The sequence below is a fragment of the Micromonospora sp. NPDC049580 genome, from assembly GCF_040675595.1.
Classification (GTDB): domain Bacteria; phylum Actinomycetota; class Actinomycetes; order Mycobacteriales; family Micromonosporaceae; genus Micromonospora.
The window spans coordinates 1-16,412 of sequence record NZ_JBFAPG010000090.1 but is presented as its reverse complement, the minus strand read 5'-3'; the positions used below and the strand labels follow the sequence as shown (position 1 = coordinate 16,412).

Below are 16,412 nucleotides of genomic sequence, written 5' to 3'. Positions count from 1 at the left end.
TAAAAAACACACCCCCCAAAACTCTATCCCCACCCCCCCCTCTATCCCTATGGCCCCGCCCCCCCCCCCCCGGCCCCCCGCCCGGGCGCCCCCGGCCGGCCCCCCCCACGCCCTGCCGACGACGCTGCCCGGCGGATCGTGACGGCGGCATCCACCGGGCGGTCCGATCGTCGATCGGGCCGTGGGTCCGCCGGCCGCGCGGGATCAGGCGGCTTCGCGCAGGTCCGCCAGGCTCAATGGGGTACGCCGACGCAGCAGCTCCTCCAGCTCCGCCACCGAACCGACCTCGCCGAGCACGTTGCGGCCACCGCCGAACCGCTGCGGGTAACGGCGGGTCAGCCGGTAGCGGTAGCGGCCCCGGATCAGCTCCACGCTCACCCGCCACCGCCCGCAGCAGTCACAGACCCACTCGGACACCTCGCGAAACTAGCTCTGACCTGCGGTTATCTGATTCGCCCAGGCAGGACGAGCGGCGCGCTGGCGGACACGCCACCGCCGCACCCACGGTGATCTGCCTCACGACTGTCGGCCCCGTCTGATTGACTGGTCGCCGTGGACCTGCCGATCAACCCGCCCGTCGAGCCGATGCTGGCCAAGAGCGTCCCGAGGCTGCCCACCACCCCCGGGGTGACCTACGAGCCCAAGTGGGACGGGTTCCGGTGCATCGTGTTCCGCGACGGCGACGAGGTTGAGCTGGCCAGCCGGGGCGGCAAGTCGATGACCCGCTACTTCCCCGAGGTGGTCGAGCAGGCCCGCCGTCAGCTGCCCGAGCGGTGCGCCGTCGACGGCGAGCTGATCGTGATCCGGCGGGACGGGCCGTCCGGCCAGCCCCGGCTTGATTTCGAGCTGCTGGCCCAGCGCATCCACCCGGCGGCGTCGCGGGTGAAGCTGCTCGCCGAGACCACTCCCGCCGACTTCGTCGCCTTCGACCTGTTGGCGATCGGTGACGAGGCGCTGCTCGACCAGCCGTACCCGCGCCGCCGGGAGCGTCTGGTCCAGGCGCTGGCCGGGGTGCGCCCGCCGGTGCACGTCACCCAGGTCACGACCGACCCGGAGACCGCACGCCGCTGGTTCGACGTCTTCGAGGGCGCCGGGCTGGACGGGCTGATCGTCAAGCCGGCCGACCTGCCGTACGAGCCGGGCAAGCGGTTGATGTTCAAGGTCAAGCACGCCCGTACGGCCGACGCGGTGGTGGCCGGCTTCCGCTGGCACAAGTCCGGCCCGGTGGTGGGTTCGCTGCTGCTCGGCCTCTACGACGACGCGGGCGTCCTGCACCACGTCGGGGTGAGCGCGTCGTTCAGCATGGCCCGCCGCGCCGAGTTGCTCGACGAGCTGGCCCCATACCGGGACACCGGCGGCGAGCACCCGTGGGTGCACGGCGATCACGAGCGTGGCCAGCGCATTCCGGGTGGGGTGAGCAGGTGGACCGGCACCAAGAACCTGGAGTGGGAGCCGCTGCGCCCGGAGCTGGTGGTCGAGGTGGGTTACGACGCGATGGAGGGCGAGAGGTTCCGGCACACCGCCCAGTTCGTCCGCTGGCGGCCGGACCGCGACCCCCGCTCCTGCCGCTACGACCAGCTCGACCGCCCGATCCGCTTCGACGTGGACCAGGTGCTGCGCGGCGATCCGGCGGTCACCCTCGATCGGGCCGCCACCGGTCCGGCGTAGCCTGGCCGTCGACCCGACCCCGGAGGATCACGTGAGCTGCACCGCCGACCAGCCTCGGATGGCGACCAGTCGCCGGGTCCGTCGCAGCCTCGTCGCCTTCGCCGTGGCGGCGCTGCTCACCGCCGGCTGCACGCTGCCGGCGTTCGCGCCGCGCACCGACGTGGAGGGTGCGGCGGCGCCGGCCGGCTCGTCGGCGACCTGGCGGGCCTGCCCGGAGGCTGCCGAAGACCTGGTCGGGCGGGGCGCTCCGGACATGCGCTACGAATGTGCCCGGATCACGGTTCCCCGGGACTGGGGCACCGGCGGCGGGGCGACCGCCGGGCCGGGCGTCGGCCAGACCTTCGAGATCGCCCTGCTGCGGGCCCGGTCCACCAAACAGCGGGACCGGATCGGCTCACTGGTGGTCAACCCCGGTGGCCCGGGCGGCTCCGGTGTGGACACCGCCGTCTACCTCTCCTTCGGCCCCCAGTTCGGTGGGCTGCCCGCCTCGGTCACCGAACGCTTCGACATCGTCGGCTTCGACCCGCGCGGTGTCTCCCGGTCGAGTCCGGTGAAGTGCATCTCCGACGCCGACCTGGACGCCAGCTTCGGCTACGACCCGGATCCGGCGAGCCAGGCGGCGTTCGACGGCTTCGCCGGGTTGAGCCAGCGCATCGGGCGCGGCTGCGGGGACCGCTACGGCGACCAGTTGCCGCTGTACGGCAGCGAGCAGGCCGCTCGGGACATGGACGCGGTCCGCGCCGCGGTCGGCGACGACAAGCTCACCTACCTGGGTTACTCCTACGGCACGCTGCTCGGCGCCATCTACGCCCAGCTCTACCCGCAGCGGGTGCGCGCGCTGGTGCTCGACGGCGCCGTCGACCCGCAGCAGCGCCTGATCGCCGGCTCGGAGAGCCAGGCCCGCGGGTTCGAACGGGCCTTCGACAACTTCACCCGCTGGTGCGCCGCCAACGCCGCGCGCTGCCCGATCGCCCCGGACGCCCGCGCCGCCGTGACCTCTGCCATCGACAAGGCCAAGGTCTCCCCGGTCCGCGGCGACGACGGGCGGGAGGCCACGGCGGGCTGGGTCTTCTACGCGGTCATCTCCTCGCTCTACACCGAGGCCGGCTGGCAGGAGCTGGCCCGGGCCATCGACCGACTGGCCGAGGGCGACCCGAAGGACGTGTTCCGCCTCGCCGACTCGTACGCCGGCCGGGAAGGCGACGGGCACTACTCCAACCTGTTCGACGCCAACCTCGCCATCAACTGCGCCGACGAGACCGAGAAGCCGAGCCGGGAGCAGATCCGCCAGTTGCAGTCGCAGTGGCGGACGAAGTACCCGCTGTTCGGTCCGGCGCTCGCGGTCGGCATGTTGAGCTGCGTCGAGTGGCCGGGTGGTCGGGACCCGTACCCGACCGGGCGGGCCAACGGCGCACCACCGATCGTGGTGGTCGGCACGACCGGCGACCCCGCCACGCCGTACGAGCAGACCGGCCGCCTCGCCTCGATGTTGGGCGTCGGCCGGGTGCTCACCTGGGAGGGCGAGGGGCACACCGCGTACCCGCAGACCTCCTGCATCACCAGGGCCGTCGACGCGTACCTGCTCGACCTGACCGTGCCCCGGGAGGGCCTGCGCTGCCCGGCCAAGTGACGCTGTGCCAGGCTGACCGGCATGACCGACATGATCTTCCGAGAGGCGGTACGGGCCGACCTGCCCGCCGTCATCTCCCTGCTCGCCGATGACGTCCTGGGCAAGACCCGCGACTTCACCGAGGTCGATGAGGTGTACGAGCGTGCGTTCGCCGACATCAGCGCCGACCCGCGCAACCAGCTGATCGTCGCCGAGCAGGGCGGCGATCTGGTCGGCTGCCTCCAGATCACCTACATCCCGGGGCTCGGCCGGCACGGCGCCGAGCGGTCCCTGATCGAGGCGGTCCGGGTCCGCTCGGACCGGCGCGGCCAGGGACTCGGCCGGGAGTTGATGACCTGGGCCATCGACCAGGCCCGGCACCGAGGCTGCGCCCTGGTGCAGCTCACCACGGACAAGTCCCGCGCGGACGCGCACCGCTTCTACCTGGGGCTCGGCTTCGTGGCCAGCCACGAGGGCATGAAGCTCCCGCTCTGACGCCGCCGACGGCGTCGGCCCGCCAACGTCGCCAGCCCGCCAACGTCGCCAGCACCGTTGGTGGCGCCGGCGCTGTAGCGCCTCAGGGTCCCCAGGTTGCCCCTCCGGCCCTGTAGAGCTGCCCCAGATCTGGGGCAGCGAACAACGGCGGTGGCGGCGGGAAGGCCACGCCCGCACGAGTACCACCCAACACACGGCCCGCATGCCCACCCCAGCACGCCCAGCACAAGTCCCGCACACCCCCGCCCAGCATGCTCAGCACAAGTCCAGACGCCGTCGCCCTGCACGAGGCCCACACGCCCCGCCCAGCACACCCAGCACAAGGCCGCACGCCTACCGCGCGGCCCATATCTGGGGCAGCTCTACAGGATGCGAACAGACCACAGCCGGTCCCCTCTGATCGAGCCCGCGCGGCCCGCGGCACGCAGCCTGTGGTCCGCCGGCCGCCGACCGCCGACCGCGCACCACCGACCACCGATCACGGGCCACGGACCACCGGCCACGGACCACGGCCGGGGGCAGCGGTCAGCCGTCGACCAGGCGGCCGTCGCGCAGGACGAGCACCCGGTCGGCGAGGTCGATCAGGGCCGGGTCGTGGGTGGCGACCAGGGCCGTCATGCCACGGGCGTGCACCACCGCGCGCAGCAGGTCCATGATGGAGCGGCCGGTCTCCGAGTCCAGCTGTCCGGTGGGTTCGTCGGCGATGAGCAGGTCCGGCTCGTTGGCGAGCGCGCGGGCGACCGCCACGCGCTGCTGCTGACCGCCGGACAACTCGTACGGGCGCTGCGCTGCGTGCCCGCCCAGGCCCACCAGCTCCAGCAGCACCGCCACGCGCTGCTCCCGCTCGGCGGCCGGCACCTGTGCCAGTCGCAACGGCACACCCACGTTCTCGGCGGCGGAGAGGATCGGCACCAACCCGAAGGTCTGGAAGACGAAGCCGACGGTGCCTCGGCGCAGCCGCAGCAGCTCGGCCTCCCCGGCCGAGGTCACCTCGTGCCCGGCCACCATGACCTGGCCGCTGTCCGGCCGGTCCAGCCCGCCGATGATGTTCAGCAACGTGGTCTTGCCGGCGCCGGAGCGACCCCGGATGGCGACCAGCTCACCACGGTTGGCGCTGAACGAGACGTCCCGTACCGCCTGCACGGCGTGCTCACCGCGGCCGAAGGTCCGGCTCACGCCGCTGACCCGCACCACCTCGTCCGCAGGCGTTCCGGAGCCACCGCTGAACCCGGCCGCTCCGGCCACCACCATGTCCTGAGGGCTCACGCCCGTGCCTCCCGCTCGTCCGAGGCCCGGTCACCGGGCCGTACCTGCACGTGGTCGGGCTCCAGATCGAGCCGGACCCGCTCTTTCAGCGACAGCGCGTCGACGAACGCGGCCGGCAACTGCATCCGGCCGTTGCGGTCCAGCACCGCGTACTCCTCGCTGACCAGTTCGGTGTTGCCGTCCGCGCCGACGCGCGCGGTCCGGCGTACCTCGGAGGCGGTTCGGCCGTCGCGGATCGCGACGGTCCGGCGGACCTGGGTGGCCACGGCGTGGTCGTGGGTGACGACGACGATGGTCACGCCCAGTTCGGCGTTGATGGTGCGCAGCGCCGCGAAGACCTCCGCGCCGGTGGCCTCGTCCAGTTCACCGGTCGGCTCGTCGGCGAAGAGCACCTCCGGGTCGTTGGCCACCGCCACCGCCACCGCGCACCGCTGCTGCTCGCCGCCGCTGAGCTGACCCGGCCGACGGTCCGCGCAGTAGCCCACGCCGACCATGTCGAGCAGCTCCCGGGCCCGTTCCCGGCGGGCCTTTCCGCCCCGCTTGCCCGCCAACTGCATCGGCAACTCGACATTTTCCAGCGCGGTCAGGTACGGCAGCAGGTTGCGGCCGGTCTGCTGCCAGACGAAACCGACCAGCTCCCGCCGGTAGCTCAGCCGCCGCTTGGCCGACAACGAGAGCAGGTCGTAGTCGGCAACCCGGGCGATGCCGGCGGTCGGCGTGTCCAGACCGGAGAGGATGTTGAGCAGGGTCGACTTGCCCGAGCCGGACGCGCCGACGATCGCCACCAGCTCACCCCGGTCGATGACCAGGTCCAGACCCTGCAGGGCGACGACCTCCACCCCCTCGGTCTTGAAGATGCGCACCAGACCGTCGCAGACGATGTGTCCGCGCAGTCGGTCCTGCCCGCCGGCCCGCTCGGCAGCGCGTTGCGCGGCCCTTAGCTGCAGGGCGGCCAGGTCGGGCACCAGTGGAGTCTGTGCGGTAACGGTCATCTCAGCTCTCCTCTCCGAGCCGGAGCACCTCACCGAGGCGCAGCCGGCGGTTGTTCAGGGCCTCGACGGCGACCGCGAAGCCGAGGGCTACCGCCCCGAGGGCGAACACCGCGACGACCAGGCCGGGTTCGAACGCCACCCGGACCGGCATTCCGCCGGTGAACGCGGACAGGCCGAGCACCGGATTGAGCACCAGCGGGAGCACCGCGCCGACCAGCGCGCCGGTCAGCACCGACACCCCGACGAGCGGGGCCAGCTCGACCAGCAGCAGCCCTCGCCACTGTCGGCGGGACAGGCCGAGGGTGCGCAGCCGGGACAGCACCTGCCCCCGGGCCCGCGCGCCGGCCAGCACGGTGAACGCGATGGCCAGCAGTCCGAGCACGGTGCCGCCGGCGGCGCCGGCCACGAACCCGAAGGCCAGCACGCCGTTCGCGCCACCGTCACCGAGGTCCCGTCGTACGCCCGCCCGGGTGTCGACGGTGACCCCGAGCGGCCGTTCCCGGCCGGTCACCGCACCCTGCTGCTGGTACCGCAACTGGCCCTGGTCACCGGCCTGGCGCAGCGCCGCCACGTCGAGCCGGTCCCCGGCGACGAGCAGGCTGGTCGGCACCGGTGTGGTGTTCCGCGGCGGCAGCGCCTGCCAGGGCAGGATGACGAACCGGCTGGTGCTCGCCGCCAACAGCGGGAAGCTGTCCTGGGCGCCGGCCACCCGGAACTCGTACCGCTGCCCCTGCACCGACACGAACGCCGAGCCCTGCAGGCCCGTCCGCGACAGGTCGGCGGCGACGGCCGGGGACACGATCGCGGGCAGCGGCCCCGGTTCGGCCCGGGCGGAGCGCAACGCGTCCGGGACCGTCACGTCCACCTCTGCGTCGCCGGCGACGCTGGCCAGTCCGGGGCCGTCGACCAGCAGCACCGTGGTCTGCCCGACCCGCGCGTCGGTGCCGACCTCGTCCGTCGCCAGCCGCTGGTCCGGCTCGATCAGCACCGGGGTGGCGGCCTGGACGCCGGGCAGACCGGCCAGCGCCTCGACCGTGTCCGGGGCGAAACGTTCCCCCCGGATCACCGCGTCGGCGGGAACGATCCGCTCCACGGCCCGGTCGCGGCTGGCGTCGACGCCCGCGGCGACGACCGCGCAGAACGCCGCGGTGCCGATCGCCAGCACCACGACGACCAGCGGCGCGGCGACGGCGGATCGCCCGGCCCGCGCGGTGCCGAGGAAGGTCACGCTGCCGCGCGTCCGCGCGGCCAGCCGGCTGACCAACCGCAACGGCCAGGGGTACGCGCGCAGCGCGAGCACCGCCGCGGCGACCGCGAGCAGCACCGGCACGGACACCAGCAGCGGGTCCACCTCGCCGAGGGTGAGCCCGCGTCGGCGCAGCAGCACTGCGGCGAGCCCGGCCAGCAGCAGCAGGAAGACCTCGACGGTGAGCCGGCGCGCCGACGGGCGCACCCGGACCAGGTCCCGGCGAGCGACACCGCCGCCCTGCACCGCCAGCGTCGCCAGCGGCAGCGCCAGGGTGACCAGCACGGTCGCCGCCGCGGCGTACCGGGCGGTCGGATCCGGAGCGCCGGGGAACAGGGTGCCGAGCAACCAGCCGACCAGGGCGGCGACCGGCACCACCAGCAGTGACTCGGCCAGACTGCGCCGGGCGCCGGCGGTGGCGGCGCCACCACGGGCACGGATCAACGCGAACTCCGAGCGGCGCCGGCGGGTGGCCAGGATGGCCGCGAGCACGATCAGCCCGGCCAGGGTGGCCAGCACGCCGGCGCCGATGACGGCGAGCAGGGTACGGGCGGCGTTCACCTGGGCGGCGAACGCCCGCAGCGGAACGTCGACGCCGATGGTCAACGTGAAGCCCGCCGGAACGTTGCGCTGCATCTCCTGCAGGCCGCCGATCATCTGGTCCAGACCGCGTGCGTCGATCCGGTCGACGCCCAGTCGGTACCGCCACTCGGACTGGATCGGCCAGCCCTCCGCGGCTCGCTTGTTCATGGCGGACTGAGCGATCACGCCCGTGATGGTGAACGGCTCTCCGTCGCCGACCGGTTCGATGACCCGCAGCAGCTGCGGCAGTCCGTCCCACATCCCGTCCGCGCGGTCGATGGGCCGGAACAACCCGGACACCACCACAGGTTTCGGGTCGACGAAGGTGCCCGCGAGGTCGACGGTGCCGATGCGCAGCCGGCTGCCGGCGCGCAGGTTGAGCTTGTGGGCCACGTCGACGTCCAGCGCCACCTCGATCGGCCGGTCCGGGACGTAGGTCTCACTCGGCCAGGCGCCCTCGACGAGGGCGCCGGCGTCCTGAACCCCGGGCATGGCCCGCAGGCCCAGGTCGACAAGCAGGTTGCGGGCCGCGAGATCCGGCCCGACCAGGCGGGTCGGCGGGAGGTCCACCCGGTGCCACCGCTCGGTGACCGCCGAGCGCACCTGCGGCGGCATCGCCGCGGCCAGGGCGTCGGATCGCTCCTGCGCTTCCGCCATTGCCGTCTTCGTCGTGGGAACGGCGGAGTTCGACGTGTACGAAAGGTCCCGGCGGGCGGCGGGCTCGCTGGCGAGCTGCGACCGCAACCCCTGTTCCGCGAGCCGGTTGACGAGTCGGGGCACTCCACTGACCAGCAGCGTGACCACCAGGGTCAGCACCGCCAGAAGCAGGAACTGCCCGCCGTACGCCCGGACCCGGCGGGCGGCCGCGCCGACGCTCATCGTTCTCCCCCGATTCGCAGCTGCACCGCCGCCACCCGCTGACGGATGCCGGCGGCGATGAACGCGCTGAAGGCGAGCGCCGCCAGCAGCAGGCCGACCGCGGTCAGGCCGATGGGCACCCAGGGCAGCGCGAAGGCCGCCGGGGGCACCGGCCGGCCGGCGGCCGGGGTGAGGATGACCAGCGGAGCCATGGTGGCCCCGACCGCGGCGCCGAGCAGCAGCCCGACCCCGACGCCGATGCCGGCCAGGAAGGTCTGCTCGGCCAGCAACGCCCGGGCCAGCAGCCGCGGTGTCGCGCCGAGGGTGTGCAGCACCGCGAACTCGCCGAGCCGGCGCCGGGCGGTGGCCCACACGTCGACCATGAGACCGACCAGGGCGAGCAGCACCGCCCCGAGCGCGGCGGCGAGCATCCCCGTCCGCGACCCGCGCCAGTACGGGTCGTCGGCGGCGGCCTCGATCACGGCACGCCGGTCGAGGACGGTGACGCCGGCCAGCTCACCGCTGGCGCGGGCCGCAGCCGCCGGGTCGTCGGCGCCGATCCACCACTCCGGCACCGGCCGGATGGTTCCGCCGGAGCGGATCAGCGCGTCGACCGCCGTGGGCAGGTCGAGCAGCACGCCCTCGCCGGTGGTGGTCGGCACGGAGTCCAGTTCGCCGAGCAGTCGGGCCGGCACGGACGCGCCGGAGAGGGTCAGGTCGAACGTGTCGCCGGTGTGCAGGCCCAACGCGTCACGTACTCCGGCGGTCATCAGCACCGGGACGGGTGCGATCTGCCCGGCGGGCACGATGGCGAACCGGGTGGGCGGTTGGTAGGCGAACTGCCCGCCGGGGATCACCTCCACCGGGAAGCTCGCGGCGATCCCCGTCGCGGTGGCCTGCGCCGCGGCGGGCGCCTGGTTGTCCGCCTGGCGGCCGGTCGTCGTGCTCCAGTCCCCGGTCAATTCGGCGGGTCGCGTCGTGCCGTCCGCCCCGACGAGCGTCAGCCCGTCCACCTGGAGCCGGTACGAGTTCCCGGCCGCCGCCCCGCCGTCGGCCTCGAAGCCGGCGAGGCGCAGCCGCGCCGGGCCCACGTCGGGCAACCGCACGGTGAACGGCGCGGCCCGTCCGTCGCTGGTGGCGCTGACCGCCGGCAGCCGGAAGGCCAGCCCGTCGGTGCTGGTGACCAGCAGCGCCACCGCGATCTGCTGTGGCCGGACGGCCTGGTCGACGGGGGTGCGAGCCGTGCCGGTGATCGCACGGGTGCCGACGGGCAGTTCGACGCCGGCGGGGGCGCCGCGCGCGGCGACCATCCGTTGGTACTGCGTCGACACCGGCTCGTCGCTGAGCCGGTCGGCGAGCCGGACGACGCCTGTCGCGCTGGCCGGGTCGAACCCGATCACGGTGACGGGCAGGTCCGCACGGCCGATGCGTACCTCGTCGCGCCACGCCGGCACCGCCCGGTGCACGCCCGGCAGCGCGGCGAGCTGACCGGCCCGAGCCGGCGGGGCGGAGCCGGCCCGCTCGGTCACCCGCAGGTCGGCGCCGACCGTGTGGCCGGCCTGCTCGACCTGGGACCGCTCCCCCGTGCTGATCAGTGACCAGGCCAGGGTGCTCCCGCCGACGGCGAGGGCGAGCAGCAGCACGGGCCCGGCGTGCGGACGCCGGCCGGCCTGCCACATGCCGAACATGGTGGCCGTCCACGGCCGCCGGTCGACGAACCGCTCGGCGAACCGGGTCAGCGGCGGGAGCACCCGCAGCGCCAGCACGGCCCCGGCCAGCACACCGAGGGTCGGGGCGGCCACCAGCAGCGGGTCGAGCCCGAGACGGCCGTTCGAGCCGGCCAGCGGTGAGGCGTACCGGCGCAGTTGCACCCAGGCGAGCACGGCGAGTGCGACCAGCACCAGGTCGACGCTGGCCCGCTGGATGCTCGCCGACCGGTTTGGTCGGGACCGGGCGGCCATGTCGGCCACGTACGTGCCGGCCCCCCGCAGCGTCGGCGCGACCATGGCCACCAGGCATCCGGCGGCGGTCGCCGCGGCAGCCGCCCAGACCAGGGTGGTGTTGCCGCCGGCGGCGGACAGTTCCGCCGCCCCGCCGGGCCGGACGAACCGCAGCGCCTCCCCGGCGATCACCGGCCCGAGCAGGGCGGCCGGCGCCACCACGAGGGTCGCCTCCCGGGCGGCCAGGCCCGCCAGTTGCCTCCGGGCGGCGCCCCGGGCGCGCAGCAGCGCGGTCTGTGGACGGCGGTCCTCGTGCAGCAGGGCGGCGACCAGCACCAGCGCGTACCCGCCGAGCACCAGGATGAGCAGCAGCGGGGTGGCCAGTGCGGAGCGTCCCACCAGGTCGGCGCGGCCGATCCGGTCGAGCAGTTGGTCCATCTTCGTCAGGGACTGCGCCGAGCTGCCGAGTTGGGCGGCCTCCGGCACCGCCGTCGAGGCCGCGTTCACGGCAGCCCGCACCGCGGGCAGGTCACCGGCGTCGACGCCGCCGAGGTCCGGTTCGGCCAGCCAGGACGCCGTCACCGAGCCCGGGAAGGCGGTCGCGAAGTCGGCCGGGTCCAGCGCGAACGGCCCGTACGAGGTGGCCGACCCGGCGCTGCCCGCACCCACACCGGGGGCCAGCAGCCAGTACACCTCGGTCGGGTCGCGGGGCCGCCAGGTGCCGGCGAGCACCACCTCGCTGGCCTTCTCGGTGGAGCGGTCCCGCAGCGGGATCCGCTCGCCGGTGGTCAAGCCGAGTGTCGTGGCGACCCGTTCCGGCAGGCTCACCTGGAGGGGTTTCGCTCCGGGACGCGGCCACGCTCCGCTGGTCAGCTCGGCGTGCGCGGCCAGGTCGTCGAGGGTGGCCAGGTTCGCGAAGATCGGCTCGTCGCCCGTACGCGGCACCGAGCCGAGGTCGCCGGTCAACTCCCGGCCGGTGCCGTACCGGGCCCCGGCGACGGTGACCGGGACCCCGGCGAGCCCGTCGGCGAACTCGGCCCGTGCCGCCTGGTCGCGGGTGGCTAACTCGGCGGCGTCACGCCCGCCGGCGCCGCTGATCAACAGGCCGCGCTCCTCGGCCGGCGACGCGGCGACCAGCGCCCGCTGCCCGGCGTCCACCGCCCGGCGGTTGTAGTCGGACAGGCCGGTGACCAACGCTACGGCCACCAGGGCGGCGATCACCGCGGCAACCAGCAGACCCCGCGCCTCGCGGGCCCGCCTCCACACCAGCTTCATCCGACGCCTCCCCTGGCCCTGGTGGGCCGACGACCTTCAAAACAGGTCACCCACGGGGAAAGGTTCGCGCCCGTTACATGATCGTTATTACGAGCACGGCCGGTGCGGTCACGTTCCGCACAAGACAGCGGCGATGACGTACCTCATGGGGTTTCCTCCTCCTCGACCCACTCGAGCAGATCTCCGGGCTGGCAGTCGAGCACTCGGCACATCGCTTCCAGGGTGCTGAAGCGGACGGCCTTGGCGCGGCCGTTCTTCAGCACCGCCACGTTCGCCGGGGTGAGCCCGACGCGCTCGGCGAACTCGCCGACGCTCATCTTGCGCTTGGCCAACTCGACGTCGATGCGGACGATGATGGGCATCAGATCACCGCTTCCATGTCGATCCGCAGCGTGGTGGCCTGCCGCAGCAGCGCACGCATCACGACCATGAGGAGCCCGAGCACCGTCACGCCCATCGTCAACAGGAACAGCAGGATCGGGCCGCCCGGGTCGTCCGCGGTGAATCCGACGTAGAGGAAGACGCCCACCAGCACCAACCAGCCCGCACCGATGGCCCACACGATCAGGTCGACCCACCTCAGGGACGCCTCGGTGAAGATCCGGTCGTTCTTGACCAGGCTGAGCAACTGCCAGGTGCACACGATCACCACCTGGACGCACAGCACCCAGAACACCGTCACGGCGGTCAGCGGCCACCGCAGGTAGGCGTGCTCCGGCGACTCCTGGGCCATGTGCGCGAACTGCCCGGGCAGCGAGAAGGTCTGAAATCCGATCAGGACCACGAACAGCACCACAAGGACGACCCTGAGAGCGGCTACCGCTCGACGTTCAACAGCCATGCATCGAGTTTCGCTCGTTACCTATCGAAAGTCAATCGGTACGGGATCCGCGCCATCCGGGTGGACCCGCATACTTGGACCGTGACCAACCAGAGCGACGCCCTCCCTGTGCTGACGATCGACGGCGCCTCGTTCGTCGACTTCGCCGGCTTCGTACGCGAGTTCTCGCGGCTGCTGCCGCACGCCACGTGGAACGGAAACCTCGACGCCTTCAACGACATCCTGCACGGCGGCTTCGGCACCCCCGAGACGCCGTGGGTGCTCAGGTGGCTCAGCTCCGACGCGTCGCGGGAGGCGCTCGGTCATGACGCGACGGCCCGATGGCTGGAGCAGATCCTGCGTACCTGCCACCCGTCGAACCGCGCCGGCATCGAGGCCAGGCTGCGCAACGCGCGACGCGGCCACGGGCAGACGCTGTTCGACATGATCGTCGAGATCATCCGCGACCACGGCCCACGCGGCGAGGAATCCGAGAACGGCATCATCCTCGAACTGCTCTGAACCGCGGCGGACGAACCAACCGCACCGTAACGATCTGGTCGGGATCATGTCCGCGGTTGGCTGGCGAGAAGGAAACCCGGGTGCCGATCGCCTACGTTCGCCGGTGGTAGTGGTTGCGGCGCGGCAGTTGCTCCGGGTCGAGCCAGGCCGGCGGCACGAACTCCGGGTGCCCGTCGCCGCCGAGGCGGACAGCCCAGTCGCTCTGATGGACGTGGCGGTGGTGGTGGCCGCAGAGCAGGACGGCGTTGTCGAGGCTGGTCGGGCCACCGTCAGCCCAGTGGCGGATGTGGTGGGCGGCGCACCAGCGCGGTGGTCGGTCGCAGCCCGGGAACGCGCAGCCGCCGTCCCGGAGGACCAGGGCTCGACGCAGCGGACCAGAGATGAGACGGCGCTGTCGACCCACATCGAGAACCTGGCCGGCACCGCCCAGCACGGCAGGCAGGATGGCGGCATCGCAGGCGAGCCGACGCACCGTGTCGGGGGTGAGCCGCAAGCCGACATCGAGCGCGCCGGCGCCCAATTGCCGGGTCAGCCCGTCGAAGCTGGTGGTGACGACGAGCTGGGCGGGATCGCCGCCATGTTCGGGCAGCTCACCGGTACGCAGGGCGAGCCGGCACACGTCGGCGAGAGCATCGTGGCGGCGCTGACCGGCACAGCGGGTGTCGTCGGGGCCGGAGGGCGCGCTCAGCGGATCGATGGCGGCGCGCAGCAGCGCGGCGGCCTCCGGGTCGAGGGTGCCGCTGAGCCGGAGCCGCCCGCCGGCCTGCTCGGAGATGGTGACGTGCCGGTCGCGGGCCACCCGGGCGGCCTCGGCGGCCAGGGCCGCCGCAGCGGCGGCATCGGCGAGGTCCGGAGCGACGTGGTCGAGGATCCGAGTGCCCATCTTGCGCAGCAGGATGGGATCGAACTGCTCGGCCCACTCCACCAGCACGCCGACGGCCTTGTCCGCGACCTCGACGCCCGCCGAGGCCGACACGGTGGCGGCCGTCTCGGCGATGACCCGGGCCTGCTCGACGCTGACCGCCCCATCCGCCAGGGCGGCCCGCACGCCGGGCGGTGCCACGTCGAGCGACGCAGCGAGGCCGACCAGCCGACGGGCGGCGGCGACGTCGAGGCGCAAACGGTGGCGCAGCCACACCGCCGTCGAGGACGCGCCCTGCGCGACCGCGGTGCCCCGACCGTCCAACTCCCGCACGACCGCCAACTGCACTGACGCCAGCCGCTGCTGGAGCCGGTGCGCGGCATCGAGCGCCACAATCAGATCGTGCTCGGAGAGCGCCCACGTGGCGGCGTCGGTGCAGGTCGCCACCGCACTCTCCGCCCGCGCCAACTCATCGATCACAGGCAAATTTTAGAACGGGTGTACGACAACTTCAGGCCCCTCGCAGGACCACATGCCACCCGAGCCGAGCGACGTACTCAGCCGTCGGCCAACTCTTCGATGCCACCGCTGAACTGATCAAGCTCCACCCCAACCCGGCGCCCGATCCGACGGAGCTGTTCACCCGGGTTCTGGCGTGGACCGCCCAGCCATCCCCGTGAGGCAGGGCCGGTCAGGCGCTCTCGCGCTTGGCGCGGCTGGGCTGCACGCGCTTGGGTTCGCCGGGCATCTTGGGGTGGTCCGGCGGGTACGGCAGGTCGCCCTGGCCGGCCGCGGCGTCGCGCTCGGCCCACTCCAGCAGGGGCGTGATGTCCCACGGGGAGTCGTCGATGCCGGCGTGCGGGTCGCCCTGCTCGGCGAGGCGGGTCGGGACGCTGCGCAGGTCGAAGTCGTCCGGGTCGACGTCGGGCAGCTCGTCCCAGGTGACCGGGGTGGAGACGGTGGCCCGCGGGTTGGCCCGCAACGAGTACGCGCAGGCGATCGTCCGGTCCCGGGCCATCTGGTTGTAGTCGACGAAGACCCGGGTGCCGCGCTCCTCCTTCCACCAGGCGGTGGTCACCAGGTCGGGGTTGCGGCGCTCCACCTCCCGGGCCAGCGCGATGGTGGCGCGACGCACCTCGGTGAACGTCCAGCGGGGCTGGATGCGCAGGTAGACGTGCACGCCGCGCCCCCCGGAGGTCTTCGGCCAGCCGGTCGCGCCGAGCTCGTCGAGGAGCGCGCGGACCTCCCCGGCGGCGCGCGCCGCGTCGGCGAAGTCGGTGCCGGGCTGCGGGTCGAGGTCGAGGCGCAGCTCGTCGGGGCGATCCACGTCGGCGGCGCGCACCGGCCACGGGTGGAAGACGATCGTGCCCATCTGTGCCGCCCAGGCCACGTGCGCCAGGTCGGCCGGGCAGAGTTCGGCCGCGCTGCGACCGCTCGGGAAGGTGATCTGGGCGGTGGTCACCCAGGGCGGCACGCCTCGCGTGGGCACCCGCTTCTGAAAGAACGCCTCACCCTCGATGCCCTCGGGGAAGCGTTGCAGCGTGGTGGGCCGGTCCCGCAGGGCGCGCATGATCCCGTCGCCGACCGCCAGGTAGTAGTGGAAGACGTCCGCCTTGGTGAACCCCCGCTGCGGGAAGATCACCCGGTCCGGACTGCTCAGCCGTACGCTGCGCCCGGCCACCTCGACCTCGGCGACCGCTGCCTTGGTGCCACCCATCCCGCGACCATATGCCACGCCCCCGACGTTCGACGTACCGTTGACGGGTGAGTCTTGACGACAACAACCTGCCCAAGACCGAGGACGAGTGGCGTGTCCGCCTGAGCCCCGAGGAGTTCCACGTCCTGCGGGAGGCCGGCACCGAACGCCCGTGGACCGGCGAGTACGTGGACACCAAGACCCAGGGCGTCTACCACTGTCGGGCCTGCGGTCTGGAACTCTTCTCCAGCGACACGAAGTTCGACTCGCACTGCGGGTGGCCGAGCTTCGACGACGCCATCCCGGGTCGGGTCAAGGAGATCGAGGACCGCAGCCTCGGCATGGCTCGTACGGAGATCCGCTGCGCCCGCTGCGACAGCCACCTCGGGCACGTGTTCCACGGCGAGGGCTTCACCCCCAAGGACACCCGGCACTGCGTCAACTCGATCTCGGTCCGGCTGGAACCGCGCTGACGGGCACGCTCAGGGCGTACCCCTGAGCAGCTCGACCTCGGCGCTGCCCCCGCCCGGGCCGGCCCCCCGCACCCGTACGCAGGGTGGATCTTGATCGGAAATGGTGTG

Annotated in this window: 14 protein-coding genes; 5 read left to right on the top strand and 9 right to left on the bottom strand. The window is 73.2% G+C overall.

The window, feature by feature from the left end; translation table 11 throughout:
- Positions 1-204: 204 nt before the first annotated feature.
- Positions 205-417, bottom strand: coding sequence for a hypothetical protein (locus tag AB0J68_RS10900; RefSeq protein WP_039905709.1), 213 nt, complete (start codon positions 415-417; stop codon positions 205-207).
- A 135-nt stretch (positions 418-552) separates the two neighbouring features.
- Between AB0J68_RS10900 and AB0J68_RS10895 the strand changes: the two genes are divergently transcribed.
- From AB0J68_RS10895 to AB0J68_RS10885, 3 genes are read left to right on the top strand one after another with little or no spacing between them, the layout of a single operon-like run.
- On the top strand, positions 553-1,668 hold the full coding sequence (locus AB0J68_RS10895) for an ATP-dependent DNA ligase (protein ID WP_355063931.1): 1,116 nt from the start codon (positions 553-555) through the stop codon (positions 1,666-1,668).
- A gap of 58 nt (positions 1,669-1,726) precedes the next feature.
- On the top strand, positions 1,727-3,298 hold the full coding sequence (locus AB0J68_RS10890) for an alpha/beta hydrolase (protein ID WP_354858103.1): 1,572 nt from the start codon (positions 1,727-1,729) through the stop codon (positions 3,296-3,298).
- A gap of 21 nt (positions 3,299-3,319) precedes the next feature.
- Positions 3,320-3,772: a GNAT family N-acetyltransferase gene (locus tag AB0J68_RS10885; protein WP_363937805.1), complete on the top strand. Its 453-nt coding sequence runs from the start codon at positions 3,320-3,322 to the stop codon at positions 3,770-3,772.
- 525 nt (positions 3,773-4,297) lie between these two features.
- Here the strand turns inward: AB0J68_RS10885 and AB0J68_RS10880 are convergent.
- From AB0J68_RS10880 to AB0J68_RS10855, 6 genes are all read right to left on the bottom strand, one after another.
- Complete coding sequence (locus AB0J68_RS10880; protein ID WP_363937809.1) at positions 4,298-5,023, bottom strand: ABC transporter ATP-binding protein; 726 nt, start codon at positions 5,021-5,023, stop codon at positions 4,298-4,300.
- 11 nt (positions 5,024-5,034) lie between these two features.
- Entirely contained in the window at positions 5,035-6,030 is a 996-nt protein-coding gene (locus AB0J68_RS10875; RefSeq protein ID WP_363937802.1) for an ABC transporter ATP-binding protein, read from the bottom strand.
- Between the two features lies 1 nt (position 6,031).
- On the bottom strand, positions 6,032-8,737 hold the full coding sequence (locus tag AB0J68_RS10870; protein ID WP_363937799.1) for an FtsX-like permease family protein: 2,706 nt from the start codon (positions 8,735-8,737) through the stop codon (positions 6,032-6,034).
- A complete protein-coding gene (locus tag AB0J68_RS10865) occupies positions 8,734-11,931 on the bottom strand; it encodes an ABC transporter permease (RefSeq protein ID WP_354858112.1) in 3,198 nt (1,065 codons plus the stop codon). The genes AB0J68_RS10870 and AB0J68_RS10865 overlap by 4 nt, the downstream gene beginning before the upstream one ends.
- 143 nt (positions 11,932-12,074) lie before the next feature.
- Complete coding sequence (locus AB0J68_RS10860) at positions 12,075-12,293, bottom strand: helix-turn-helix transcriptional regulator (RefSeq protein ID WP_354858114.1); 219 nt, start codon at positions 12,291-12,293, stop codon at positions 12,075-12,077.
- Positions 12,293-12,772 (bottom strand): DUF2975 domain-containing protein, encoded by a 480-nt coding sequence (locus AB0J68_RS10855; RefSeq protein ID WP_363937797.1) that lies wholly within the window; start codon positions 12,770-12,772, stop codon positions 12,293-12,295. The genes AB0J68_RS10860 and AB0J68_RS10855 overlap by 1 nt, the downstream gene beginning before the upstream one ends.
- A gap of 81 nt (positions 12,773-12,853) precedes the next feature.
- Between AB0J68_RS10855 and AB0J68_RS10850 the strand changes: the two genes are divergently transcribed.
- The gene (locus tag AB0J68_RS10850; protein WP_354858119.1) at positions 12,854-13,273 is read left to right on the top strand and encodes a barstar family protein; all 420 of its coding nucleotides are present in this window, start codon (positions 12,854-12,856) and stop codon (positions 13,271-13,273) included.
- Positions 13,274-13,364: 91 nt separating this feature from the next.
- On the opposite strand, the gene AB0J68_RS10845 is transcribed toward AB0J68_RS10850, so the two are convergent.
- The gene (locus tag AB0J68_RS10845; protein ID WP_363937793.1) at positions 13,365-14,615 is read right to left on the bottom strand and encodes a DUF222 domain-containing protein; all 1,251 of its coding nucleotides are present in this window, start codon (positions 14,613-14,615) and stop codon (positions 13,365-13,367) included.
- 211 nt (positions 14,616-14,826) lie between these two features.
- On the bottom strand, positions 14,827-15,852 hold the full coding sequence (gene ligD / locus AB0J68_RS10840) for a non-homologous end-joining DNA ligase (RefSeq protein ID WP_363937791.1): 1,026 nt from the start codon (positions 15,850-15,852) through the stop codon (positions 14,827-14,829).
- Positions 15,853-15,899: 47 nt separating this feature from the next.
- Between ligD and msrB the strand changes: the two genes are divergently transcribed.
- The gene (msrB, locus tag AB0J68_RS10835) at positions 15,900-16,304 is read left to right on the top strand and encodes a peptide-methionine (R)-S-oxide reductase MsrB (RefSeq protein ID WP_139582112.1); all 405 of its coding nucleotides are present in this window, start codon (positions 15,900-15,902) and stop codon (positions 16,302-16,304) included.
- Positions 16,305-16,412: the final 108 nt, after the last annotated feature.